The organism is Elioraea sp. (genome assembly GCF_022842375.1).
GTDB lineage: Bacteria > Pseudomonadota > Alphaproteobacteria > Acetobacterales > Acetobacteraceae > Elioraea_A.
The window spans coordinates 303,725-327,530 of sequence record NZ_JALHPR010000001.1 but is presented as its reverse complement, the minus strand read 5'-3'; the positions used below and the strand labels follow the sequence as shown (position 1 = coordinate 327,530).

The following is a 23,806-nucleotide window of genomic DNA, read 5'->3' as shown; positions in this document are numbered from 1 at the left end:
TCCGCTCCTCAGGCGTTGCCGCGGGTGAGGCGAATATAGCCCATGCCGTCGATCCGCGCCGACCAGCCGGGGCCGATGAGCGTCGAGGTCTCGTCCTCCGCGATGATCGCGGGGCCTGCGAAGCTGCTGCCTGGGGACAGCGACGCGCGGTCATACACCGCCCACTCGGCCACGGTGCCGGTGGCTGTGTCGCGCACGGCCTGGTGCCGCACGGGCGACGCGGGCTGGGCCGCCGGCGCCGTGGGGGCCGCGGTGACGGGCTCGGGCAGGGTCGCGACCGTGACGGCGAAGGAGAGGATCTCGACATCCGACCCCGGAACGGGGCGGTCATAGAACGAGGCGTAGAGGCGGTCATACTCGGCCCGGATCAGCCCGACATCGGCCGCCGTCAGCACGCGCGCCGGGATGGGTACCGCGATCTCGTGTCCCTGCCCGACATAGCGCATGTAGGCGAGGCGATGCTCCTCCGTCTCGCGCCCAGCGGCGCCAACGGCGACGACGTCGGACGCCTCCCTGCTCATCGCCGCAAGCAGCGTGTTGACGGCAGCGACATCGAAGCTCGAGAAGCGCTGGTAGAGGCTCTTCACCACCTCGTAGCCGACGGGCGCGCGCAGGAAGCCGATCGCGGAACCGACACCTGCGCCGGAGGGAACGAGCACCGAGGTGATGCCGATCTTCTCCGCCACGCGATAGCCATGCACCGGCCCGCCGCCGCCGAACGCGACCAGCGTGCGGCCGCCGAGGTTCTTGCCGCTCTCGATCGCATGCACGCGTGCGGCATTGGCCATGTTCTCATCGACCATCTCGACGACACCGAGCGCTGCCATCTCCGGCGGCAGGCCAAGCGGCTCTCCCACCGCGCGCGTCAGCGCATCGCCTGCCGCATCGGGGTAGAGCTTCAGGTAGCCGCCGGCGAAGTGTGCAGGATCGTAACGGCCGAGCGTGAGGTTGGCATCCGTCACCGCCGGCATCAGCCCGCCACGGCCGTAGCAGGCAGGCCCCGGGTCGGCCCCAGCACTCTCGGGACCGACGGCGATGCGGCCCATGCTGTCGACATGTGCCAGGCTGCCGCCGCCCGCACCGATCTCGACCATCTCGATCACGGGGATCCGCAGGGGCAGGCCAGAGCCCTTCTTGAAGCGGCCGACGCGCGCCACCTCGAAGGTACGCGAAGCCTGCGGGCGGTAATGGTCGATCAGGCACACCTTCGCGGTCGTTCCGCCCATGTCGTAGGACAGCACGTCGGTGATGCCGACCTCGCGCGCGATGTGGGCGGCGAAGATCGCCCCGCCAGCAGGCCCGCTCTCGACCAGGCGGATGGGATAGCGGCAGGCGGTGTCGACCGTCGTCAGCCCACCGCCCGAGAGCATCAGGAACAAGGGGGCGGTGAGGCCCGCGTCGTGCAGCCCGCTCTCGAGCTTGCGCAGGTAGCGGCTCATCAGCGGCTGGACGTAGGCGTTGGCGACCGTGGTCGAGAACCGCTCCCACTCGCGCATCTCGGGCGAGACCTCCGAGGAGAGGCTGACGGGAACGCCCGGAAGCTCGGCCTCCAGGATCTCGCGCACGCGCCGCTCATGCGCGCCGTTGACGAAGGCGTGCAGGAAGCCGACGGCGATGGCCTCGATCTTCTCCTGTTTCAGGAGCGGCACGAGCGCGCGCACGGCGGCCTCGTCGAGCGGCTTCAGCACCGCGCCGGTGTTGTCGAGGCGCTCCGGCACCGGAAGCCGCAGGCGCCGCGGTACCAGCGGCTCCGGCAGCACGATCTGGAGGTCATACTGGTCGTAGCGCGCTTCGTTGCCGAGGGCGAGGACGTCACGGAACCCTTCGGTGGTGATGAGCGCGGTGCGGGCGCCCTTCCGCTCGATCAGCGCATTCGTCGCGAGCGTGGTGCCGTGGATGACGAGGCCGACATCGCCCGGCGTCAGCCCGGCATCCTTCAGGATGGTGGCCACGCCTTCGAGAACACCCTTCTCGGGGGCCGACGGCGTGGTAAGCACCTTCGCTGTCCACCGCCGCGTACCCTGCTCGAGTGCCAGGTCGGTGAATGTGCCGCCGATGTCGACGGCGAGACGTGCGCTGCCCATCAGCCCGCCGCTCCCGCTGCCCAGGTCGTGACCACAGCACAGGCCTGCGCGAAATCCTCCATCCGCATTTCCTCATCGGGGTTGTGGCTACCGTTCTGGTTCCGCACGAACACCATGCCCGCCGGAACGCCGGCATTGGCAAACGCAGCGGCATCATGCCCGCCGCCTGATGGCATCACCTTGTGCGCGATGCCGAGCGACGTCGCGGCGCGAACCAGGCCTGCCTGGATGTGGGCGTTCATCGGCGCAGGCTGCGAGCCCCCCTCGGCACCGAGCTCGAAACTCACGCCGCGTCGTGCGGAGATCTCCGGCACCAACGTGTGCAGGGCCGCGAACAGCTTATCGACGTTGCGCATGTCGACCGAGCGGACATCGAGCTGGAACACCGCCTCGCCCGGGATCTTGGTGAAGCCAGCCTCCGCCGTGGTGGCCAGCACGCAGAAGGTGCAGACCATCTCCCGACGCTCGGCATCGAGCCGCGCCCACGCCTCATCAAGCCTATAGGCGAATTCCGCAAGCGCGATCGCGGCGTCGTGGCGGTAGCGGCGCGGCGTGCCACCGGAATGATCGTACTTGCCGAGCACGCGGGCCGCGCGCAGGCGGCGCGAGCCGGGAATGCCGGTGACGATGCCGACAGGAATCTCCAGCGCATCGAGCACGGGCCCCTGCTCGATGTGCAGTTCCAGGAACGCCGCGACATTGTGCGGCCCGAGCACGGCGGTGCCGACGCGCGCGGCAGCAGGGTCGAACCCTTCCTCGGCCATATGATCAGCCAAGGAGCGGCCGCTGTCCTGCCGCCTGATGTCGAGTTCCTCGGGCTTCAGGCGGCCGAGCGCGCCGCGGCTGCCGGGATAGGAGGTGGGGAACCAGGCACCGGCCTCCTCGGCGCGGATGGCCATCACCGTCACGTCACGGCCAGGCACGAAGCCCGCACGCTTCATGCCGGCAACGGCCGAGAGCCCGGCAAGCACGCCCGCCGCGCCATCGAAGTTCCCCCCTCGCGGCACGCTGTCGAGATGGCTACCGATCAGCACCGCGGGAGCGGAACGATCCGTCCCCGGAAGCGTGAGATAGAGGTTGCCGACATGGTCGGTGCGCGGTGAGAGGCCGAGGCGCTCGCCCTCCTCGCGCACGAGGGAATGGGCAATGCGCTCGCCAGGGCCGAAGGCCTCGCGCGTGATGCCGACGCCGTCATGCGTGCGGGCGCGCAGCACGTCGAACAGCCGCGCGGCCAAGTCGATGTCAGGCGTGAGGTTGGGGAGCATGCGGGTCCGATCTCAATGCGTTGCAGCGAGGGTGGTGAGGATGCGCGCGGCTTCGGCGAAATCATCCAACTCCATCGCCTCGTCTGGGTTGTGGCTGCCGTTCTGGTTGCGGATGAAAAGCATCGCGGCCGGCACGCCGGCCTCGTGGAAGGCCAGCGCATCGTGCCCACCACCGGAGGGCATCTCGTGGCAGGCGATGAACCGCGCGGAGGCGCAATCACGCAGCCGTTGCACCAGCGCATTGTCCAGGAACCCAGGCCGTGGCCCCGTGTCTGCGCCGAGCGTGACGGTGACGCCGAACTTCGCCTCGGCCTCGCCCGCCAGGTCGTCGAGCGCGAGCCGCATGCGCGCAAGGGCCGGCAGGTCGACGCCACGGATATCGAGGGTGAAGCGCGCCTCGCCGGGCACGCGGCTCCATGTTGCCATGCCCGGATCGACGCCGATGACGCCGAAGGTCGCCATGATGCGGTGACCCTCGGCGTCGAGCCTGTCCCACGCCGCGTTGATGCCCGCGATGATCTGCGCGAGGGCGGCGACCGCATCGCGGCGTGCACGCTTCGGCGCGCCGCCGACATGGGCGTACGCGCCCGTGATGCGCCCCTGGCGGAAGCGATAGCCGCCGCTGATCGCGGGTACGATCGCCACCGCACGATCAACCTCGATCAGCTCGGGCCCCTGCTCGATATGCGCCTCGACGAAGCCGGCGATGCGGTCCGGGTCGAGATGCCGCCGGCCAGCGGCAATCGCATCGGGGTCGAAACCAAGCGCGCGCATGTGCTCGGCGAGCGTCCGGCCGGTGTCGGAGCGGGTCAGGGACAGCGCGTCGGCCGGCAAGCGGCCGAGTGCCGCCTTCGCACCGGGGAAGGAGACGGGGAACCACACCGTCTCCTCCGCTCGCGTCATCATCACCGTGACATCCCCGCGCGGGCGGTGGTTCGCCTTCACGAGTCCCGAGAGTGCCGCGAGGCCAGCGAGCACGCCCGCCGCACCATCGTAGTTGCCGCCATGAGCGATGCTGTCGAGATGGCTGCCGATGATCAGCGTCTTCGCATCTGCATCGCTGCCGGCGAGCGTGGCGTAGGTGTTGCCGGCGAAGTCGCGGCTCACTGCAAGCCCGGCCTCCCGCGCAGCCTCGATCGCGAGCGTGTGCGCACGCTCCTCACCCGGGCCATATGCATCGCGCGTCACGCCCGGCGGGTCGAGGCTCGCCTCGCGCAGCGACGCGAACAGCGCCGCGGCGAGCGCAAGATCGGGGTCAAGGCGCGCGGCGTCCTTCACCGTGCCCTCAGAGCCCCCGCACGATGCCGCCGTCGCACCGCACGATGCTGCCGGTGATGTAGGAGGCGCGGGCCGACGCAAGGAAGGTGGCGACGGCGCCATACTCCTCCGGCGTGCCGATCCTGCCGGCGGGGATGGTCGCCGCGCGCTTGGCCAGCGCCTCCTCGAAGGTGATGCCCTCCTTCTTCGCCTGGAAGCCCGCCGTGTCCTTCGTCCGGTCGGTCAGGATCGAGCCGGGGGCGAGGATGTTGCACGTCACGCCATCGGCCGCGACCTCGTTGGCGAGCGTCTTGTTCCAGCCCACGATCGATGCGCGCAGCGTGTTCGACAGCACCATGTTCGGCAGCGGCTGCACCATGCCCGAGGAGCCGACGGTGATGATCCGCCCCCATTTTTGCGCGCGCATGGCAGGCAGCAGGCGCATCGCGAGGCGGATGGGGGCCACCACCATCTTCGCGAACTGCTCCTTCAGCGCCGCGAGGTCGAGGTCGACCGCGGGGCCGACTGGCGGGCCGCCATGGTTGAGGATGACGATGTCCACCCCGCCCATGCGCAACGTCGCCTCGTCGGCCAGCGCGTCCATCCCCGCCTCGTTGGCGACGTCGGCGGCGATGGCGTGCGCGGGCGCGCCGCTGGTGGCGGAGAGCGTGGCGGCCAGCGCCTCGAGGGCGGCGAGGTCGCGGCTCGCGAGCGTCAGCGTCGCCCCCTCGGCCGCCAGCCCCTCGGCCACCGCGCGGCCGAGCCCCTTCGACGCGCCCATGACCAGCGCGCGCTTTCCCTTGAGTCCGAGATCCATGCAACCCTCCGCGGTGAAGCCCGGCATCCTAGGGGGTATGGCCGCCGCGGCAAGCCCACGGGCTTGCGCCCGGCGCCAAGTTGGGGAAGAAGGCCCCCCACGTCGCATGCCGGGGAGACCAGGGACGATGGATCGCACGAAGACGCCGCGCCTTGCGCTGACCCGCCTGTTCCCGCCCGACGTGATGGCACGCGCGCGACGCGACTATGCCGTCGTCGCCGAGAACACCGACGACGTGCCGGTCGACGGGCCACGCGTCCTCGCCATGGCGGCGGAGGCCGATGCCATCCTCTGCGCTGCCGGCGACCCGATGGGAGAGGCAACGATCGTAGCCCTCCCCGCCAGCGTGCGGGCGATCGCCACCTTCTCCGTCGGCACCGACCATCTCGCGCTCGCTGCCGCCAAGGCGCGCGGCATTGCGGTCACGAACACGCCCGACGTGCTGACGGAGGCGACGGCCGAGACGACCATGCTGCTGCTCCTCGGCGCCGCGCGCCGGGCGGCGGAGGGCGAGCGCATGGTACGCGAAGGGCGCTGGACCGGCTGGACGCCGACTCAGCTGATGGGCCTGCAGGTCAGTGGCAAGAAACTCGGCATCCTCGGCATGGGGCGCATCGGGCGCGCGGTCGCGCGCATGGCGCACGGCTTCCTCATGGAGGTGCACTACCACAACCGCACCCGCCTCGCGCCGGAGCTCGAGCAGGGCGCGATCTACCACAGCGATGCGTCGTCGATGCTGTCTGCGATCGACATGCTTGCGTTGACGGCACCTGGCGGGGCTTCGCTCGCCAATTGGCTCAACGCGGAGCGCATCAGCCTGATGCGCGAAGGTGTGGTGGTGGTGAATTCAGGCCGCGGCAGCCTGGTGGATGACAATGCGCTGATCGCGGCGTTGCACACCGGCCACGTGGCGGCAGCAGGGCTCGACGTGTTCGCCAACGAACCGCGCCTCGATCCGCGCTATCGGGAGTGCGTCAACACCTTTCTGCTGCCCCATCTTGGCAGTGCGACGGTGGAGGCGCGCAACGCGATGGGCTTCCGCGCGCTCGACAACCTCGACGCCGTGTTCGCGGGGAAAGAGCCGCCTGACCGCGTTGCGTAGCTGAGGGTCACCGCGCGCGGATGGCGGCGAGGAAGCGCTCGACCTCCTCGGTCAGCTTCGTTGCCTCGTCGGTCAAGGCATGCGCCGAGGAGAGAACCTGCGCTGCCTGGTCACCCGCCTGCTCGACCGAGGAGCTGACCGCCCCGATGTTGCTGCTCACCTCGTTCGTGCCGGCCGCTGCCTGCTGCACGCCGCGCGCGATCTCGTGCGTCGCTGCCCCCTGCTCCTCCACGGCAGCGGCGATGCCGGCGGCGATCTCGTTCATGCGCGAGATTGTCGTGCCGATGCCGCGGATGGCCGACACCGCCTGCTCGGTCGCCTGCTGCATCGCACCGATCTGCGCCCCGATCTCCTCCGTCGCCTTCGCGGTCTGCCCGGCCAGGTTCTTCACCTCTGAGGCCACGACAGCGAAGCCCTTGCCTGCCTCTCCCGCACGCGCAGCCTCGATCGTTGCGTTCAACGCAAGCAGGTTCGTCTGCCCGGCGATGTCGCCGATCAGCTTCACGACGTCGCCGATGCGCATCGCCGCGGCAGACAGGCCAGCCACCGTGCTGTCTGTCGCCCGCGCCTCGCCGGCGGCCTGCGACGCGATCCGCGCACTCTCTGCCACCTGGCGGCTGATCTCCTGCACCGAGGCGGCAAGCTCCTCGGCGGAGGCAGCGACGGTCTGAACATTGCTGGAAGCCTGGTCGGTCGCCGCTGCCACGGCGGCCGCGCGCTTGCCGGTGTCAGAGGCGATCTCGCTCATCACCTCGGCAGCGGCCTTCATCCCCGACGCGCCTTCGCCGACACCGCGCGCGACACGCCCGACGGAGGCCTCGAAGCTGTCGGCGAGCTTGACCTGCTCGGTGACGAGGTTCCACACCAGCATGGTGCCGACATAGGCGCCGCTGGCGTCGCGCAATGCATTGATCCGGAGGTCCATCGTTTCGTCAGCGAGGCGGATCCGCGCCCGGTGCGGCAGACGCGAGGGATCGTTGAGAAGGCGGTGCTGGTGCGACGGGTTACGGTGGAAGATGTCGATGCTCTGCCCGACCAGCGCGTCGACCTTCGCCGGCAGAAGGTGCTCCACGGAGGCCAGCACACGGCGCGTCTCGGCGTTCATGTAGCCGATGCGGAACCCGTCGCGCGGATCGGCGATCATCACCGCGACGGGCAACTGCTCGAGCATCTGGCCCTGGGCGAACGCCTTCTCGACGGTGCCGCGCAGCACAGCGACCGCGTTCTGAATCTGCCCGAACTCGTCGCGCCGCGCGGTCTCGGCGAGCGCAAAGCCCGTGTCGCCGCCGGCGATGCGCTGCAACTGCTCGGTGATGCGCGACACGGGACGTCCGACGATGATCGAGGTGAGCACCGCGATGCCGATGAGCAGTGCCGCGATCGCGCCGGCAGCCACGAGCACCGTGTTCCGCGCGATGCCCATCACCTCGACCATGTGCTGGCCCGCGGCCCGCGCCTCGCCAACATAGGCGGCGGCGACAGCGGAGACGCTCTCCTCCACCGCATTCATGGCGGATACCGTCGCACTGCGGTCATGATCGGCCAGCTCGCCCGTGAGCGTGCCGAGACGGACCGCGGCCTGGAAGAGCTGGTCGAGCGCCTGGCTCGTCTCCTCGAGCTCGCCCTTCATCCTCGCGTTCACGTCGACGCCAAGTGCGCCGCGCATATGTGTCCGCCCGGTCGCTGCGGCGCGGCGCACGCGCTGCATCTGCCCCGCGTCGGCGGTCGCGAGATAGCGGAGCGCGGCAATCCGCGCATCCGACGCGGCACCGTTGACCGAGATGAGCCTGCTGCGCAGCTCCTCGATCTTCACATCGTCGAGACCTTCGAGGTCGATCGCGGCGAAGGTGCCCTCGAAGCGCATGTCGAAGGCCTGGCCGAGTGGAAAGAACGCGTCGTCACGCGTGGCGATCAGGCGTGCGCGCAACTCCGCAGCCTTGCCGATGGCGGCATCGAGGCTGCGCAGGGCTGCAGCGAAGCCCTTCACCTGGCTCCGATCGGCGTCATGCGTCTCGTGCGTCGACACGGCCTCGACCTCGGTGATGGCCGAGCTTGCGATGCGCGAGACCTCGGCGCGGATTGCCATGACCTCCTGGCTCGTCTGGGCCGCAAAGAGGGCCCGGTTGTGCGCCGGCAGTGCGGCAGCCGTCATGGCCGCCGCGCGCACCCGCCGCTCCATCTCGATGTCGGCCTGCTCATGGACGTGGCTGTCACCGATCTCGCCGAGCTGGCCGATCACGGCGCTGACAAGGCCGCCCAGGAGCAGAAGTGGGGCGAGCGCAAGAAGTGCGAGTTTCGCCGCGAGCGACAGGTTACGGAGAAGAGACATCGTGAGCCCTCCGGGGTTCTGCCCTGGCATCGGCGATCGTGGGAGTGTGGCGCGGGCGGTTTAACTCGCCGTGAAGGGCGGGGCGGCGCGCGTTGCCCTCGGGCTCGGTTCCGCCTAAGGCCTCCCCTGCACCGCTCGCGGACACGGGGGACCATCCGATGTTGTTCGACTGCGCCTCGCTCTCGCCCGAGAACACCTACAAGCTCCTGGTCTCCACCATCGTGCCGCGGCCGATCGCGTGGGTGACGACGCTCGACGCCGAAGGCCGCCCGAACGCTGCGCCCTACAGTTTCTTCAATGCGATGAGCGGCTCGCCGCCCGTCCTCTGCATCGGCATCGGGCCGAAGCGCGAGGGACTCAAGGACACGGGCGAGAACATCCGCCGCTCCGGCCAGTTCGTGGTGAACCTCGTGCCCGAGAGCGCGGCAGCGGCGATGAACGTCACCGCGATCGACTTTCCCCCTGGCGTCGATGAGCTGCTGGAGGCCGGGCTGACGGCTGTGCCCTCGACCCATGTGGGCCCGCCTCGAATCGCCGAGAGCCCGGTGGCGATGGAGTGCGAGAGGATCGCGGTGGTCGAGGTCGGGCACGGGCGCGCCGTCGTGCTCGGCCGCGTGCTCGCCTTCCACATCGACGATGCCTGCGTACTCGACCCGGTGAAGTGCTACGTCGATACGCCGAAGCTCGGGCTGATCGGGCGCATGCACGGCGCCGGCGGCTATCTCCGCACCTCTGACAGGTTCGAGATGCCGCGCATCGCGCTCGCCGACTGGCAGGACAAGCGCGCGGCGGACTGACGCAGGCGGGAGGCCTCCGCCCCCCTTCTGGTGCCCCCCTGGTACCGGGCGCGGTTCTGCGGCATGGTTGCGCAAATGCGAACCATTCTCATGTCTCCGACATGGCTCTGAGCACCACCGCAGTTCTTCGCCGTGGCGGCGGCATTGGCCTGTCGCTGCCGTCCGGCTGGACGATCGCTGCCCTTGCCGCGGCGCTTGCCGTCGCGGCACCGCTGATCGCCGTGCTCGCCGGGGCCTTCGCGCCGGCTGGCCCCGTCTGGCGACAGATGGCCGAGACGGTGCTGGGGGAGTTCATCCTGAACTCGGTGCTGCTCGCTGCCGGCACAGCGGCGATCGCGATCGTGGTCGGTGCCGGCACGGCATGGCTCGTCACCATGCACGCCTTCCCCGGCCGCACCGCGTTCGAGGTCGCGCTGCTGCTGCCGCTGGCGATGCCGGCCTACCTGATCGGCTATGTCTATACCGACCTGCTCGACGTGATGGGGCCGGTGCAGGTGGCCCTGCGCGGGGCCTTCGGCTGGCGCTTCGGCGACTACTCTTTCCCTGAGATCCGCACGCTGCCGGGCGCGATCCTGATGTTCGGGCTTGTGCTATACCCCTATGTCTATCTGCTCTGCCGCGCGGCGTTCCTCGAACAGTCGGTCTGCCTGACGGAGGTGGCGCGCACCCTCGGATGCTCCCGCTGGGGGATGATCCGCCGCGTGGCGCTGCCACTGGCCCGCCCCGCGATCGCCGCGGGCGCCGCGCTCGCGGTGATGGAGGCACTGGCCGATTTCGGCACGGTGCAGCATTTCGCCGTGCGCAGCTTCACCACCGGCATCTACCAGGCTTGGTTCCACATGGGTGACCGCACGGCGGCGCAGCAGCTCGCCGCCTGCCTGATGGGCGTCGTCGCCACGCTGCTGCTGCTCGAGCGCGCCGCGCGCGGGCCGCGGCGGTTCTTCAACACCTCGTCGAAGCACCAGGCGCTGGTGTGCGAGCCCCTCAGCGGCGCGTCCGCCACCTGTGCCGTCCTTGCCTGCGCGCTGCCCATCCTGTTCGGCTTCGCGCTGCCGGCCCTCCGCCTCGTCGTGCTCGCGACGGAGAGCGGCGACACGGCGGAGCGTGTCCTGCCCTATGCCACGCACAGCGTCATTCTCGCGGGCCTTGCCGCTGCCGTGGCGGTGGCCGTCGCGATCGTCATCGCCTACGGCGCCCGGCTCAGGCGAACGCACCTGATGCGGGGCGCTGTCACCGTCGCCTCGCTCGGCTATGCGGTGCCGGGCTCTGTCATCGCCGTCGGTGTGCTGGTGCCGTTCGGGCTGTTCGACAACACGCTCGATGCCTGGATGCGCGCACGCTTTGGAATCTCAACGGGCCTGCTGCTCTCGGGCACGATCGCGGCGCTGGTGTTCGCCTATGTCGTGCGGTTCCTCGCCGTCGCGTTGTCCACGGTCGAGGCGGGGCTCGCGCGGATCAGGCCATCGGTCGAGGATGCCGCCCGCGTGCTCGGCCGGGGCCCTGGCGGAACGCTCGTCGCCGTGCACGCGCCGCTGATCCGCGGCAGCCTGCTGTCGGCCGCGCTGCTCGTCTTCGTCGACACGATGAAGGAGCTGCCCGCGACACTGATTGTCCGCCCCTTTGATTTCGATACGCTGGCGGTGCGTGTCTACAACCTTGCCTCCGACGAGAAGCTCGCCCAGGCCTCGACGGCAGCCCTCGTCATCGTTGTCGCCGGGCTAATCCCGGTGATGATCCTCGCCCGCGCGATGCGGCGGACGGGTCACTGACCAGGGTCAGTCCTCGCGCCAGGCGGGGAACGGATCCGGCAGGCGCGCCCAGGCGCGCGGTCCCCTTGCGAACGCCGCCTCGCTCAGAAGGCACGCATCGAGGGCGCGGCGAAGCGCTGCCTCGTCCATGTCGATGCCGATGAACACGAGTTCCTGCCGCCTGTCGCCGTAGCGCTCGTCCCACAGCTTGACGATGCCTGCCCGCCAGCCCTCGTCATCGGGCCAGCGATCAGGCTCCACCGCACTCCACCAGAACCCCGCCGCCTCATGGCGGCCGACTCGCCCGGCCAGCTGCCATGAGCCGGCCCAGGGCATGCGTGTCGCCAGCCAGAAGAACCCCTTCGCGCGCACCACGCCGGCGAGATCGCCCTCGATGAACGCCTTGAACTGTGCCGGGTGGAACGGACGCCGTGCGCTGTAGACGAAGCTCCTGATGCCGAATTCCTCGCTTTCGGGCAGGTGATGCCCGGCCAGCGCCTGCGACCAGCCGGCAGCCTGCGCAGCACGCGAAAAGTCGAAGCGACCCGTGCCGAGCACGGACGCGAGCGGCACCGTCCCGTGCACGGCCTCGATGATCGCAGCACCTGGGTTGAACGTGCGCAGCAGGGCAGCGAGCCGACCGCGTTCCTCCTCCGTCACGAGATCGGCCTTGTTGACGACGATCACGTCGGCGAACTCCACCTGCTCGATCAGCAGGTCGACGAGCAGCCGCCTGTCGCCCTCCCCCGCCGTCTCGCCGCGCGCGGAAAGCGTGTCGGCAGAGGCGTAGTCGCTGATGAAGGCGGCAGCGTCGACCACCGTCACCATCGTGTCGAGGCGCGCGATATCCGCAAGGCTGCTGCCCTCGGCGTCACGAAAATCGAACGTGGCAGCGACGGGCATGGGCTCGCTGATGCCGGTGCTCTCGATCAGAAGCGCATCGAACCGGCCCGCCTCGGCAAGCCGCCGCACCTCGACCAGCAGGTCCTCGCGCAGCGTGCAGCAGATGCAGCCGTTCGACATCTCGACCAGCGCTTCCTCGGTGCGCGAGAGGGCGGCACCGTCGCGCACCAGCGCCGCGTCGATGTTCACTTCCGACATGTCGTTCACGATCACGGCCACGCGCAGTCCTTCGCGGTTGGCGAGGATGTGGTTGAGCAGCGTCGTCTTGCCCGCGCCGAGGAAGCCCGAAAGCACGGTCACGGGCAGGCGCGTGTCGCGCCCAGCGGACGCGTTTGGGTCCGCGCGCGTTTCGGTGAGAACAACCATGGCCTACTCCGTTTGTTATAGTATAACATAGCATCATGCAGACCCTTCAGGAAGCTCCCTCACTCGCTCCCGCGCGCCAGGCGCCGCCGCCACGGGCAGTGCGTGTCACCACGGCGGCAGGGCTCGCCGTCGTGCGCGGCCAGGGCGTGAACCTCGCCCTATGGCACCGCCCTGCCCCGTCGGCTGCGCGGCGCGAGGCAGCGCGGCTGCTCGCCCGCGCGCCCTTCTGCGTCACGGTGGAAGGACGGCCAGGGACGCTCGGCGCCGCCCTTTCTCCCGAAGCCCCCCTGCTTGCGGCCGACATCGCGCGGCTTGCCGCCGCCTTCGCCGCCATGACCGGCACCATCACGGTGCATGGCCGGCTTGAGGCGTTGACCGACGAAGGCTGCCGGCTGTTCCACGCGGATGCGGTCGGGCTCCGGCTTCTCTGCACCTATGCGGGTGCCGGGACCGAATGGGTTCCCGAGCATGGCATCGTGCGTGGCGGGCTTCGTCGTGGCGACAATGCTGCCGTAGTGCCCGACAGGCGACTCGCGCGCCGGCTCGCACCCTTCACTGTCGGCGTGTTCAAGGGCGATGCGTTCCCGGGCAACGCGGGGCGCGGCCTCGTGCACCGCTCATCGCCAGGCAGCGTGCGGGCGCCTCGCCTCCTGCTCTGCCTCGACGAGCCTGGGCGCTTCTGAGGCCTAAAAAAGAAGGCCCCGCATTTCTGCGGGGCCAGGAGGGAACGGAGCGATTGGGGCGCAAGTGGCGCAAGGACGGCGCCCGGCGTCCTGGAGCGGCCTGCACGAACGAGGGGAAGGGCAGGCCGCCCAAGCGCTGAGGCTTAGATGGTCAATGCAGCGTCGGCAGCATCTCCACCTCGCCGAGACGGTGACCTGCAGCGCTGAGGCCCTCCGCCGTCACCGCGAGCAACGCGACGGCGCGCGGCACCGCGGCCGGATCGAACCAGCCGGAGAGCATCCGCTGCGCCCGCCATGGCGCACCGTGCTGCAGCGCCGCGATGGCGTCGATCAACCCTTCCTCGTCGCCCGACAGCGTCCTGTCATGCAGGTGCCGGAAATCCGGTGGGCCACGGCCGACGGCACCGAGCAGCGACAGCACCGCGGCGAACGCGCCATAGGCCTCCTGTGTCACGCCGCCACAGCGGAACACCGTGCAGGGTGAGGGGGCGAGATCGGTCTCGCCGGCACCCAGGCCGCGCATGGCCAGGTTCCTGGCGGCCCAGCTTCGCGCGGCACACAGCACGAGCTGCGCACCAAGGCAGAGATCGGCGACATCAGGATGCACGAGGGCCTGGCTTGGCACACGTGTCGCTGGCTTGGGCGTCATCACGTCCTCTTGCATATGATAATCATTCGCAATTACCGGGTAGGAAAAAGGGCGTAGCCACCGCCGCGCCCCCATCCGCACTCCGTTCCGGTCAGCGCCAGCCGGCGCGCTGCATCAGCGTCAGCGCCTCGGCGCCGTTCTTGGCGTAGGCGACGGCGTTCAGCTGGTCCTCCTTGAACCGGCCCCACGCGGCAACGACAGGGTGGACGTTCACCTCGTCCACCACCGGGTACTCGAAGTTGCCATTGGCGAACATTTCCTGCGCCGCCACCGACGTCAGGTACTCGATGAACGCGACGGCGGCGTTCCTGTTCGGTGCAGTGCGTACGACGCCGGCGCCAGATACGTTCACATGCGTGCCGCGGTCGCCCTGGTTCGGGAATATCACCCGCACCGCATCGGCCACTGCCTTCTCCTCGGGCTTCGAGGACGCGGCGAGCCGGCCGAGATAATAGGTGTTGCTGATCGCGATGCGGCACTGGCCGGCAGCGACGGCCTGGATCTGGGGTGTGTCGCCGCCCTGCGGCGGCCGTCCCATGTTCGCGACGACGCCCTTGGCCCAGGCCTCCGTCCCAGCGGCACCATTGGCAGCGAGCATCGCGCCGGCGAGGGAGACATTGTAGACGTGGCCCGCAGCGCGCACGCAGATCGTTCCCTTCAGCGCCGGGTTCGCGAGATCCTCGTAGCGGGCGAGCGGCACCGGCGGCGTCCAGTCACGCGCGACGATCAGGATACGCGCGCGCTTGGAAATGCCGAACCACAGGCCATCGGGATCGCGCAGATGCGCCGGGATGCGGGCCTCGAGAACCTGGCTGCGCACTGGCTGCAGCAACTCCGCCGCACGCGCACGCTCGAGCCTGGCGGCATCGACCGTCATCAGGACATCGGCCGGGCTGTTGGCGCCCTCGCTACGGATGCGCTCGATCAGCTGGTCGGCATCGCCCTCGATCAGGCGGACGCGAATGCCGGTGGCCTGGGTAAACCCGTCATAGAGCGCGCGGTCGGTGTCGTAATGGCGGGAGGAGTAAATGTTGACCACACGCTCCTGCGCCCCCGCCTGGCCCATCGCGAAGGCGGGCGCGAGAAGCGCGGCGGCCCCTGTGGCGACGAGCAGCGCGCGCCGCCCGGACCCGCCCGTGGAATCAGGACGAGGCCCGCGGGGGCGCGTGGCGAGATTGGCGATCAGGCCGGCGACGATGGGGGTGGAGCGCTTCATCTTGGTCCATCCGTTCTGTTGCAACTCATTCTCATCCGCGACCCTAGTGCGACTGAGAACGCTTCGCAAGTGCGATTCCGCCCCTGCCCGGGATCGATCCACCCCCCTACACTCCCCAGTCCATTCAGTGACGCAATCGACCGGGAAGAGAACGCCAGCCATGACCGATCCGCACACACGCCCGACGCTCGTCTGCCCCCCCGGGTCGGTCGAGTGCCATAGCCACATCTATGATCCCGCCCGCTTCCCCTACGTGATGCCCGAGCTCGGCGAGGCGCCGCATGACTGGCGGGCCTTCCAGGCGATGCTCGACCGGCTCGGCTTCGACCGCACCGCCATCGTCCAGGCCGGCGCCTACGGCACCGACAACACCTGCACCCTCGAGGCGGTGGCGAAGATCGGGCTCGACCGTGCCCGTGCGGTGGTGGTCACGAAGCCTGACGAGACCGAGGCCGGCTTCCGCGCGCTGCATGTGCAAGGGGCACGCGGCTTGAGGTTCTTCTTCGGCTCACCCTTCCTCACGATGGCGGACGTGAAGCCGATGGCAGCCCGCGTCGCGCCCTTGGGCTGGCACATCATCATGCAGGACCCCAACGGCCTGACGTTTCCCGCGTGGGAGGAAGCCGTCACCGGCCTTCCCTGCCCCGTGGTGATCGACCATCTCGGTCGTGTTCCGCCCGGGCCGGGTGCCATGGCGGCGGCGACGCACCCGCAGTTCCAGGCCCTGCTGCGGCTGATCGAGAAGGGGCATGTCTACGTGAAGCTCTCGGGCTTCTACTACGCATCCGCCACCGGCTTTCCGTACCAGGACGTCGAGCAGCGCGTGCGCGCGCTGGTCGAGGCGCGGCCCGACAGGCTGCTCTACGGTGCCAACTGGCCGCACCCGAAGATGCAACCGAAGCCCGACGATGCGAAGGAACTCGACCTGCTGCTCGACTGGGTGCCGGACGGGAAGATCCGCGACATGATCCTCCGCGACAACCCCACGCGCCTCTACTTCGCGGATTGACGGATCCGAGGCGGCACCATTCCGGCGCCGCCTCGTTCCACCACCGTTCAGGCCTTGTTCAGGCCGCGCAGGAAGCCGGTGCGCGACTTCAGCGCCGGCATCAGCAGGCCATGGTCGCTGCCCGACAGGATGAACTGCATGCCCATCGCGACATAGGCGCGCGCGTTCTCCTCGTCATACACGCCGCCCATGCCGGGGAACTTGCCGTGCGCACGGCAGCCCGCGATCACCGCCTCGTAGGCTGCCTTCACCCTCGGATGGCCGAGCTGGCCCGGGATGCCCATCTCGGCCGTGAGGTCGGAGGTACCGATCAGCAGCACGTCGACGCCAGGGACGGCAGCGATCGACGCCGCGTTCTCGACCGCGAGCGGCGTCTCGATCATCACGATCGTCAGCAGCTGGTCGTTCAGCGTCGCCATCAGCTCGCCGGCGGGCATCGCGGCGAAGCGCGCCTGCGCCGGCGGGCCGCCGAGGCTGCGGTGACCGACCGGGGGGTACTTGCAGGCGGCAACGACTTCGCGCGCCTCCTCGGCGGTATCGATGTGGGGGATCACCACGCCCATCGCGCCGTTGTCGAGCACGCGCGGCGCCTGGTCGAGCGCTCCCTTGCAGACACGGATGATCGGGGTGCAACCGGTCGGCAGCGCGGCAAGCGCGATCTGCGTCGCCTGGTCCTCGCTGAAGGCGCCGTGCTCGGCGTCGATGAACAGCCAGTCGAACCCAGCCGCCTCGCCGAGCATGCCGGTCGCTGATGTCCGCAGGTGATGCACGCCCAAGCCCAGCGCGAGTCCGCCTGCCTTCATGCGGTCCTTGGCGTGGTTGGCAATGATGCTCATCGGCGCGTGTCCTTCCCTGGTTGCGGGCGAACGAAGCCACGCGCGTGGCCCCACGTCAACGCGACGGCAGGCGATAGCGCAACCCGAGGCTGATGATGTTCGAGCCGTCCTCGACGCCGTTGATCGCACCGAAGACGCCGCTGCGGTGGTGGTAGCGGAGGACGACCGCGTATTGCTCGTACTGTGGCAACGAGAACGAGATCTCGGGCGAAAAATAATGGAGCACGCTCGACGTGTTCTGCTCGGGCTGCGCCGGCGTTCCGGCCTCAGCCTCGGGCAGGCTCGAGATCCAGTTCAGCCCCGTGCTGAGCGCGACGGTGGTGCGGAGCCTCTCGCGCCACGGAAATCCGTCGAACCTGACATAGAAGGCGCCCCAGAGTTCGACGCTGTTTGTCTCACCGAGACGCCCGGCAATGCCCAGTTCCGGCTCGAGCGTGAACCATCGCCAGAACCGCGCGATCTCGTAGGATCCCGCGAGGCCGACGAGCGTGTCAGACCCCCAGGTGCCATTCCATGGTTGGAGTACGGTTTCGCTGAACGGAACATCATCGATCGACACACCGGTGAACATCGTCATGGCTGCGCGGCGGCCTGCCCCAGAGTCATGTTGAGTGGTTATGGGCGCACGCGGGTCATTCCGCGGCGCAGCGCCAGCAGAAGCGGCACTGCGACCGGCCTGCAACCGCAGTGGATTGGTGCCCGGCGCACGCGGGATCGCCTCCATGACGGTTCCGTCGATCATGACCGAAGGGCTCCGCGGTACATGGGCCCCCGCCCCGCTCGCCGCGACAAGGGCAGCACACACGAGTGTCGCAGTTGTTCCGCAGGGGCGGCGCCCAACGCTCCAAGCCAATAAGGTCCCCTCCCAGGCCCATCCGCGGAAAATGCCCCGAAGCGTCCGAGCAGCATTTGCTGTTGTATAACAGACGGGTCGCGTCCATCCGTTGACCTAGGACAAGCGCCTGCGTACATGCCCCTGCCGGCGATGAGCCCCATTGAACCTATGCGCGTTGGATCAGCGCCATCACCGCCTCAATGCTGTCAGCCTCCACCGACGGCTTGTCGGTGCGGATGCGCGCAATGCGGGGAAAGCGCAGTGCCACGCCGGAACGGTGGCGTGAAGAGAGCTGGGCTGCATCGAACGCAACCTCAAGCACCAGCGCCTTCTCGACCTCGCGCACCGGGCCGAAACGACCCGTCGTGTTGTTGCGGATCCAACGATCGAGCCAGACAAGTTCCTGGTCGGTGAAGCCGGAATAGGCCTTGCCGACGGGGACGAGCTCATCGCCGCGCCAGACGCCGAAGGTATAGTCGCTATAGAATGACGAGCGCTTGCCGTGGCCGCGCTGGGCGTACATCAGCACCGCGTCGAGGGTGAGTGGATCGCGCTTCCATTTAAACCACGGCCCCTTGGGCCTTCCCGCGAGATAGGGGCTGTCGGCCCGCTTCAGCATCAGCCCCTCGATGCCCGCCTCGCGCGCCCCGGCGCGGATGGCGGTGAGTTCCTCCCAGGTCGCGAAGGGAACGAGCGGCGACAGGTCCATCCGCTGTGGCGTGAAGCGGGCGAGCCATGCCGCGAGCCGTTGCTGCCGCGCATCGAACGGAAGCGCGCGGATGTCTTCCCCCGCCTCGAACAGCATGTCGTAGAGACGCACATGGGCGGGATGGTCACGCAGCAGCTTCGGCCCCGGCGTCTTGCGGTTCAGCCGCCGCTGCAGCTCGGAAAACGGCGCGACGACACCCTCGCGCAGCACAAGCAGTTCGCCATCGAGCACGGCGGCGAGGCCAGTCATCGCCGTGACGATCTCGGGAAACGCCCCGCTGATGTCCTCACCGCCGCGGGACCAGAGCTTGGCGCCGGCGAGCGTGGCAACGCACTGCACGCGGATGCCGTCCCACTTCCACTCCGCCCGGAAGGCGGCGGGGTCGAGGGTGGCAAGCTCCGCCTCGTCCAGCGGGTTGGCGAGCATGGGCGGGCGGAACACTGGCGCATCGGCGCTGCGGGGCTGCGGTCCCTTCCCGCCGAGCCAGAGGAACAGCGCGCGATAGGGCGGGGCGACGGCTGGCCACGCCTCCTCGATCTCCGCCACGTCGATATCGTATCGTTCCGCCAGCGCCACCTTCACCAGCCGCGCCGAGACGCCAACCCGCATGCCGCCCGTGATGAGCTTCAGCAACGCGAAGCGCGAGGACGGATCGAGTGTGTCGAGCCAGCCTGCGACGATGCTGGGAAGATCGACCTTGCGCGCCGTCGCCAGCGTCTCTGCCACGGTCGCAAGCGTGGGTGCTGCCTCGTTCACGCCTTCCCGTACCGACTGTTTTTGGGGCCACATGAGCGAGACCGTTTCGGCCAGGTCGCCGACGAAATCGTAGGAGAGGGCGAACAGCACGGGATCGGTTCGTTCCGCCGCCAGCGCGCGGATCAGCCCTGCCTTGGCGGCATCGAACGAGAGCTCGCCCGTCAGCGCCGCAAGGCCGATGCCGCGATCGGGGTCAGGCTCCGTCGCGATCCAGTCCTTGATCAGCGCGAGCTTCGTCGTGCGCGACGGCGTGAGCACGAGGCGCTCGAGCAGCTCCGCGAAAGATTTCATGAAGCGCCTTCGGCGGGTTCGGCGACGCCCTCGTCCTCGTCACCACGTCCGATGAGCGACAGGGCGCGGCCCCTGATGCCGCGCAGGCCCGCCGCGTGGATCAGCGCCTCCTCCGCGCCATGCGTCACCCACACCTCGGGGGCGCCGACGGCATCGAGCGTGGCGTTCAGCTCATCCCAATCCGCATGGTCGGAGATCACCAGCGGGAGTTCCACGCCACGGCTCTTCGCGCGCTGCCGCACCCGCATCCAGCCCGAGGCGAGCGCGACGACGGGGTCGGACAGCCGCCGTGCCCAGCGGTCCTGGATCGCGCCTGGCGGGGCGATGACGACCGCGCCCTTCAGCGCCTCGCGGTTGGCCACCGTCGCTGGCCTGAGGTCACCGAGCGTGATGCCGAACGACGCATAGATGTCGTTCATCGGCGCCAGCGCGCCATGGACGAAGATCGGCGCGTCGTAGCCGGCCTCGCGGAGCAGCGCGATCACACGCTGCGTCTTGCCGAGCGCGTAGGCGCCGATGATATGCGTGCGGTCGGGGAACACGCGGAGCGACGCGAGCAGCCGCGCGATCTCGCCATCCGCCGGCGGATGACGGAACACCGGCAGGCCAAACGTCGCTTCCGTCACGAACACGTCACAGCGCACCGGCTCGAACGCCGCGCAGGTCGGGTCGCGCCGCGTCTTGTAGTCGCCACTGATCACGGCGCGCGACCCGTGCCAGTCGAGCACGACCTGCGCAGAGCCAAGCACGTGGCCCGCGGGGCGAAGCGTGACGGCAACGCCGTTCGCCACGATGGTCTGGCCGTAGGCCAGCGCCTGCTGGCTCTCCCCCGCCCTCCCCTCGCCGAGGCGCCGCGTCATGATGGCAAGCGTCTCGGCGGTGGCCAGCACCGCGCGGTGGCCGGGCCGCGCATGGTCGCTGTGGCCGTGCGTGATCACGGCACGGTCGACCGCGCGCAGGGGGTCGATGAAGAATTGGCCGGGCTCGCACCAGAGCCCGGCCTCGGTCACCTTCAGCCAGGTGTCGGGATGCGGCGGCATGGCGTGCCCCCGCCGGCCACCCTCAGAGCTGGACGCCCTTCGTCAGTGCCCCATCGATCACGAGGTTGGTACCGGTTGTGAAAGAGGATGCGGGGCTGGCGAGGAAGACGACGCCGCGGGCGATCTCCTCAGGCCTGGCCATCCGGCCCGTCGGGTTCAGCGCCAGCGCCTCCTTGAACAGGCCAGCGTTGTTGTTCTCGATCCACTGCCAGATGCCGCCGTCGAAATAGGTGTTGCCGGGCGACACCGCGTTGGCGCGGATGCCCTTGCCGGCAAGGCGGTACGCCAAGCCCTGCGCGTAGTGCACGAGGGCCGCCTTGAACGCGCCATAGGCAGGGCCGGTGAAATCGATCTCGCGGCCCGACACCGACGAGATCACGGTGATCGAGGCGGCCTTCGATGTTTCGAGGTGCGGCATCGCGGCGTTGACCACGCGCACCGTGTGCATCATGTCGGTATCGAAACCCTTGCGCCACGCCTCCTCGTCATCGGCGACGGCGAGCGCGGAGACGTTCGCCACCACCATGTCGATGCCGCCCAGCGCGGCGGCGGACGCAGCCACCCAGGCTTCGAGCGCCGCCTTGTCGGCGACATCCACAGCCTGGCCGAACGCTGTGACACCCTTGGCGCCAAGTGCGGCGACCGTCTCCTCCACCTCGCCCTTGGTGCGGGCGCAGATCGAGACATGGGCGCCTTCCGCGGCGAACAGCTCGGCGCAGCGACGGCCGATTCCCTTCGAGCCGCCGGTGACGATCGCGCGCAATCCCTTGAGGCCGAGATCCATCGGTGTGTCTCCTAAACGAGGTAGGCTTTGAGCATCGAGGCGCCGAGCGTGTACTTGGGATCGACCATGTTGCCGACGCGCATCGCACCGGCCTGCGTGCAGAGGAAATAGGCCTCCGATTCCTCGAAGCCGTAATCCTCCACCATCCAGCGGATCAGGTCGCGATAGGCCATGCGGGCTGCATCCTCCATCGGCCGCGCGCTGCCCACCGCCATGATGAAGCGCTCATTCTCGAGCCGCACGCCGGGGATCGACCATCCCTTGATGAGATCGACCTGGATCGTGACATGCGCCGGCATCTCGACCGCCACGCCGCAGAGCTCGCCATCACCCTGCCGCGCGTGGCAATCGCCGAGATAGAGCAGCGCGCCCACGTGATGCACCGGGAAGTACGCGACAGCACCGGGGGCGATGTCCGGCAGGTCCATGTTGCCGCCCCAGTAGTCGGGCTGCAGCGAACTCACCGCCTCGATCTCGGGGCTGACGCCAAGCGTGCCGATGAAGGGCTCATAGGGCAGCGTGATGCGGTCGCTGAACCGCACGCCGGAGGTCGTCACTTCCATCTTCTTCACGCGCTCGGGCAGCGGCTTGTTCAGCATCGCCGTGGTGGCCGTGGCGACGAGGCCGCCGAATTCCGGGATCAGCGCGGTGGTGCCGACGGGCTGCTTCCCGCGCGGCAGGATCGAGAGGATGGAAACGGCAAGCACATCGCCCTTCACAGCGCCCTCGACCACGATGGGCCCGTTCTGCGGGTTCAGGAACGGCATGCGCAGCAGCGCCGTGGGGCTGTCGCTCTCACTCCTGATCTTGCCCTCGAACGCGTCGTGCGTCTCGACCTCCACCACGTCACCAGGCCGGATGTGCAGCACTGGCTTTGCGTAGGGGCCGTAGACATAGCGGTACTCGCCCTGCTGCGCCTCGGTCAGCGTGTGTGTCGCCCCGCGCACGCCGCGTGCGACCGCCTTGCGGCCCATGAATGAGTGTTCGAGCCAGGTCATCGCGCACCCCATCTCGTTGGATTCCGTTTTGGCGGTGGAGATTACAAGCCCACCGCAGTGCGGCAAGGTTGCGCCGGCCAGCCGCCCTCCCGCCGCGCCTGTCCAGGGTCAATCCCGAGACAACGTTGCAGTTTCTGGGCGCCGTGATCCCACCCGCGTGGTGTCTCGTCCGGACGGCACAATCCGTGTTGACGGTTCCGTCAAGGCTGAGCCACTCTTCAATCAAAGGCGGATTGATAACCGCACCGCGATGCGTCTCCGACCGCGCCGACAAAACAGGGATGTAGGGTCCAATGGCCACGTCATGACACGAACCCGGCGAGACGCGAATCCCAGTGATGCCGAGATCGTTCGGTACCGGGCGGGTGAGGACGATGAGGCCCAGCTGAGGCCGGACGGTCCGCGCCGCCGCGGTGTGGTGCATCATCTCGGGCTCGAGTCGCGCGGTGCCGCGCGACGACATCGGGCCGACCTGATCACCAGTGTTTTCGAGACAGCCATCGTGCCGGAAATGGCGCGGCGCCATGGCAGGGACGGCGAACAGCCCGATCCGATCGCGGTTGGCAACCCCATCACTCCCGAGGACCGCGCTCGGCTGACCATGCTCGCACGCGACAACGACCTCGCGGGCTGTATCGCGGCGGTCGATGCACTCGTCTCGCGCGGCATCTCCTTCACCGATATCTGCCTCGACGCCCTTGGCCACGCCGCCGCTGAGCTCGGCCAGATGTGGACGGATGACCGCTGCAGTTTCGTTGAGGTGACCGCAGGTCTCGGCATACTCCATCTCTTGCTCGAACGGCTGTCGGCCTCGTTCCTGGCCAACATTCCCGTGCGCAACGCCTCACGCCGGATCCTGCTGGCCAGCCTCTCGGGCGAACAGCACAGTCTCGGCCTTACCATCCTTGGCGACCTTTTCCGTCAGTCAGGCTGGGACGTGACGATGGAGCTTGCCGCCGCGCAGGCAGACATTTCGGCCACCGTGCGGAACGGCTGGTTTGCCATCGTCGGGCTTTCGGTCGCAGCCGATGAGCGTACGCCGCTGCTGGCCGGCACGATCGATGAGATCCGCAAGGCATCCGTGAACCCCTATGTCGGCGTCATGGTGGGCGGACAGGCGCTGCTGCAGCATCCCGAGCTGGCCGAGCGCATCGGCGCTGACATCTCGGCGTGCAATGCCGCCGAGGCAGTGCTGCGGGCCGAGGGGCTCAGGCTGCTGCTCGACCACGGCACCGAGCGTCGGCTTCCCGCCGCCGGGGTTTGATTCGCCCGGGCTGCCGGCCAGCCGAACTCCGCGCCACGCTGGCTGGTCAGCAGGCAGGTGCCGGCCGG

20 protein-coding genes are annotated in these 23,806 nt (G+C 69.0%); 6 read left to right on the top strand and 14 right to left on the bottom strand.

From position 1 onward, the window contains the following. Positions 1–8 precede the first annotated feature (8 nt). The 4 genes from Q0C38_RS01500 to Q0C38_RS01485 are packed head-to-tail and all read right to left on the bottom strand — an operon-like array spanning position 9 to position 5,423. Positions 9–2,084, bottom strand: coding sequence for a hydantoinase/oxoprolinase family protein (locus tag Q0C38_RS01500; RefSeq protein WP_291295278.1), 2,076 nt, complete (start codon positions 2,082–2,084; stop codon positions 9–11). After that, a complete protein-coding gene (locus Q0C38_RS01495; protein ID WP_291295277.1) occupies positions 2,084–3,349 on the bottom strand; it encodes a Zn-dependent hydrolase in 1,266 nt (421 codons plus the stop codon). Before Q0C38_RS01495 ends, Q0C38_RS01500 begins: the two co-directional genes overlap by 1 nt. A 12-nt stretch (positions 3,350–3,361) precedes the next feature. Continuing rightward, positions 3,362–4,627, bottom strand: a complete 1,266-nt coding sequence (locus Q0C38_RS01490; protein WP_291295276.1) for a hydantoinase/carbamoylase family amidase — start codon at positions 4,625–4,627, stop codon at positions 3,362–3,364. A gap of 7 nt (positions 4,628–4,634) precedes the next feature. Further along, positions 4,635–5,423: an SDR family oxidoreductase gene (locus tag Q0C38_RS01485; protein ID WP_291295275.1), complete on the bottom strand. Its 789-nt coding sequence runs from the start codon at positions 5,421–5,423 to the stop codon at positions 4,635–4,637. Positions 5,424–5,550: 127 nt separating this feature from the next. Between Q0C38_RS01485 and Q0C38_RS01480 the strand changes: the two genes are divergently transcribed. After that, positions 5,551–6,525 (top strand): D-glycerate dehydrogenase, encoded by a 975-nt coding sequence (locus tag Q0C38_RS01480; protein ID WP_291295274.1) that lies wholly within the window; start codon positions 5,551–5,553, stop codon positions 6,523–6,525. Positions 6,526–6,532: 7 nt separating this feature from the next. On the opposite strand, the gene Q0C38_RS01475 is transcribed toward Q0C38_RS01480, so the two are convergent. After that, on the bottom strand, positions 6,533–8,854 hold the full coding sequence (locus Q0C38_RS01475; protein ID WP_291295273.1) for a methyl-accepting chemotaxis protein: 2,322 nt from the start codon (positions 8,852–8,854) through the stop codon (positions 6,533–6,535). Between the two features lie 158 nt (positions 8,855–9,012). Here Q0C38_RS01475 and Q0C38_RS01470 point away from each other — a divergent pair, with 158 nt between their 5' ends. Together Q0C38_RS01470 and Q0C38_RS01465 are read left to right on the top strand one after the other, a co-directional pair. Continuing rightward, entirely contained in the window at positions 9,013–9,651 is a 639-nt protein-coding gene (locus Q0C38_RS01470) for a flavin reductase family protein (RefSeq protein ID WP_291295272.1), read from the top strand. 101 nt (positions 9,652–9,752) lie between these two features. Continuing rightward, positions 9,753–11,420 carry an iron ABC transporter permease gene (locus Q0C38_RS01465; RefSeq protein WP_291295271.1) on the top strand — a complete coding sequence of 556 codons (1,668 nt, stop codon included), beginning with the start codon at positions 9,753–9,755 and terminating at the stop codon, positions 11,418–11,420. Between the two features lie 6 nt (positions 11,421–11,426). Here Q0C38_RS01465 and zigA read toward each other — a convergent pair whose 3' ends face one another. Continuing rightward, a complete protein-coding gene (gene zigA, locus Q0C38_RS01460; RefSeq protein ID WP_291295270.1) occupies positions 11,427–12,668 on the bottom strand; it encodes a zinc metallochaperone GTPase ZigA in 1,242 nt (413 codons plus the stop codon). A gap of 98 nt (positions 12,669–12,766) precedes the next feature. Here zigA and Q0C38_RS01455 point away from each other — a divergent pair, with 98 nt between their 5' ends. Continuing rightward, positions 12,767–13,351 (top strand): DUF1826 domain-containing protein, encoded by a 585-nt coding sequence (locus tag Q0C38_RS01455; RefSeq protein ID WP_291295269.1) that lies wholly within the window; start codon positions 12,767–12,769, stop codon positions 13,349–13,351. Positions 13,352–13,502: 151 nt separating this feature from the next. Here Q0C38_RS01455 and Q0C38_RS01450 read toward each other — a convergent pair whose 3' ends face one another. Together Q0C38_RS01450 and Q0C38_RS01445 are read right to left on the bottom strand one after the other, a co-directional pair. Continuing rightward, positions 13,503–14,000, bottom strand: a complete 498-nt coding sequence (locus tag Q0C38_RS01450; RefSeq protein WP_291295268.1) for a hypothetical protein — start codon at positions 13,998–14,000, stop codon at positions 13,503–13,505. A 91-nt stretch (positions 14,001–14,091) separates the two neighbouring features. After that, positions 14,092–15,216, bottom strand: a complete 1,125-nt coding sequence (locus Q0C38_RS01445) for a Fe(3+) ABC transporter substrate-binding protein (protein ID WP_291295267.1) — start codon at positions 15,214–15,216, stop codon at positions 14,092–14,094. Positions 15,217–15,376: 160 nt separating this feature from the next. Between Q0C38_RS01445 and Q0C38_RS01440 the strand changes: the two genes are divergently transcribed. Then, positions 15,377–16,225, top strand: coding sequence for an amidohydrolase family protein (locus Q0C38_RS01440; RefSeq protein ID WP_291295266.1), 849 nt, complete (start codon positions 15,377–15,379; stop codon positions 16,223–16,225). Positions 16,226–16,272: 47 nt separating this feature from the next. On the opposite strand, the gene Q0C38_RS01435 is transcribed toward Q0C38_RS01440, so the two are convergent. From Q0C38_RS01435 to Q0C38_RS01410, 6 genes are all read right to left on the bottom strand, one after another. Then, on the bottom strand, positions 16,273–17,061 hold the full coding sequence (locus Q0C38_RS01435) for an HpcH/HpaI aldolase/citrate lyase family protein (protein WP_291295265.1): 789 nt from the start codon (positions 17,059–17,061) through the stop codon (positions 16,273–16,275). A gap of 55 nt (positions 17,062–17,116) precedes the next feature. After that, the gene (locus Q0C38_RS01430; RefSeq protein WP_291295264.1) at positions 17,117–17,803 is read right to left on the bottom strand and encodes a hypothetical protein; all 687 of its coding nucleotides are present in this window, start codon (positions 17,801–17,803) and stop codon (positions 17,117–17,119) included. Between the two features lie 259 nt (positions 17,804–18,062). Next, positions 18,063–19,652: a cisplatin damage response ATP-dependent DNA ligase gene (locus Q0C38_RS01425; protein ID WP_291295263.1), complete on the bottom strand. Its 1,590-nt coding sequence runs from the start codon at positions 19,650–19,652 to the stop codon at positions 18,063–18,065. Continuing rightward, positions 19,649–20,692 (bottom strand): ligase-associated DNA damage response exonuclease, encoded by a 1,044-nt coding sequence (locus Q0C38_RS01420; RefSeq protein WP_291295262.1) that lies wholly within the window; start codon positions 20,690–20,692, stop codon positions 19,649–19,651. The genes Q0C38_RS01425 and Q0C38_RS01420 overlap by 4 nt, the downstream gene beginning before the upstream one ends. Before the next feature lie 22 nt (positions 20,693–20,714). Next, positions 20,715–21,476 carry an SDR family NAD(P)-dependent oxidoreductase gene (locus tag Q0C38_RS01415; protein WP_291295261.1) on the bottom strand — a complete coding sequence of 254 codons (762 nt, stop codon included), beginning with the start codon at positions 21,474–21,476 and terminating at the stop codon, positions 20,715–20,717. 11 nt (positions 21,477–21,487) lie between these two features. Further along, positions 21,488–22,474 (bottom strand): acetamidase/formamidase family protein, encoded by a 987-nt coding sequence (locus Q0C38_RS01410; protein ID WP_291295260.1) that lies wholly within the window; start codon positions 22,472–22,474, stop codon positions 21,488–21,490. A gap of 160 nt (positions 22,475–22,634) precedes the next feature. Between Q0C38_RS01410 and Q0C38_RS01405 the strand changes: the two genes are divergently transcribed. After that, a complete protein-coding gene (locus tag Q0C38_RS01405) occupies positions 22,635–23,738 on the top strand; it encodes a B12-binding domain-containing protein (RefSeq protein ID WP_291295259.1) in 1,104 nt (367 codons plus the stop codon). Positions 23,739–23,806: the final 68 nt, after the last annotated feature.

Excerpts from the sequence above, each read along its gene's own strand:
- Q0C38_RS01500 (WP_291295278.1), bottom strand. The coding sequence starts at position 2,084 with ATGGGCAGCGCACGTCTCGCCGTCGACATCGGCGGCACATTCACCGAC.
- Q0C38_RS01495 (WP_291295277.1), bottom strand. The coding sequence starts at position 3,349 with ATGCTCCCCAACCTCACGCCTGACATCGACTTGGCCGCGCGGCTGTTC.
- Q0C38_RS01485 (WP_291295275.1), bottom strand. The coding sequence starts at position 5,423 with ATGGATCTCGGACTCAAGGGAAAGCGCGCGCTGGTCATGGGCGCGTCG.
- Q0C38_RS01480 (WP_291295274.1), top strand. The coding sequence starts at position 5,551 with ATGGATCGCACGAAGACGCCGCGCCTTGCGCTGACCCGCCTGTTCCCG.
- Q0C38_RS01475 (WP_291295273.1), bottom strand. The coding sequence starts at position 8,854 with ATGTCTCTTCTCCGTAACCTGTCGCTCGCGGCGAAACTCGCACTTCTT.
- Q0C38_RS01470 (WP_291295272.1), top strand. The coding sequence starts at position 9,013 with ATGTTGTTCGACTGCGCCTCGCTCTCGCCCGAGAACACCTACAAGCTC.
- Q0C38_RS01465 (WP_291295271.1), top strand. The coding sequence starts at position 9,753 with ATGGCTCTGAGCACCACCGCAGTTCTTCGCCGTGGCGGCGGCATTGGC.
- zigA (WP_291295270.1), bottom strand. The coding sequence starts at position 12,668 with ATGGTTGTTCTCACCGAAACGCGCGCGGACCCAAACGCGTCCGCTGGG.
- Q0C38_RS01450 (WP_291295268.1), bottom strand. The coding sequence starts at position 14,000 with ATGACGCCCAAGCCAGCGACACGTGTGCCAAGCCAGGCCCTCGTGCAT.
- Q0C38_RS01445 (WP_291295267.1), bottom strand. The coding sequence starts at position 15,216 with ATGAAGCGCTCCACCCCCATCGTCGCCGGCCTGATCGCCAATCTCGCC.
- Q0C38_RS01440 (WP_291295266.1), top strand. The coding sequence starts at position 15,377 with ATGACCGATCCGCACACACGCCCGACGCTCGTCTGCCCCCCCGGGTCG.
- Q0C38_RS01435 (WP_291295265.1), bottom strand. The coding sequence starts at position 17,061 with ATGAGCATCATTGCCAACCACGCCAAGGACCGCATGAAGGCAGGCGGA.
- Q0C38_RS01430 (WP_291295264.1), bottom strand. The coding sequence starts at position 17,803 with ATGATCGACGGAACCGTCATGGAGGCGATCCCGCGTGCGCCGGGCACC.
- Q0C38_RS01425 (WP_291295263.1), bottom strand. The coding sequence starts at position 19,652 with ATGAAATCTTTCGCGGAGCTGCTCGAGCGCCTCGTGCTCACGCCGTCG.
- Q0C38_RS01420 (WP_291295262.1), bottom strand. The coding sequence starts at position 20,692 with ATGCCGCCGCATCCCGACACCTGGCTGAAGGTGACCGAGGCCGGGCTC.
- Q0C38_RS01415 (WP_291295261.1), bottom strand. The coding sequence starts at position 21,476 with ATGGATCTCGGCCTCAAGGGATTGCGCGCGATCGTCACCGGCGGCTCG.
- Q0C38_RS01410 (WP_291295260.1), bottom strand. The coding sequence starts at position 22,474 with ATGACCTGGCTCGAACACTCATTCATGGGCCGCAAGGCGGTCGCACGC.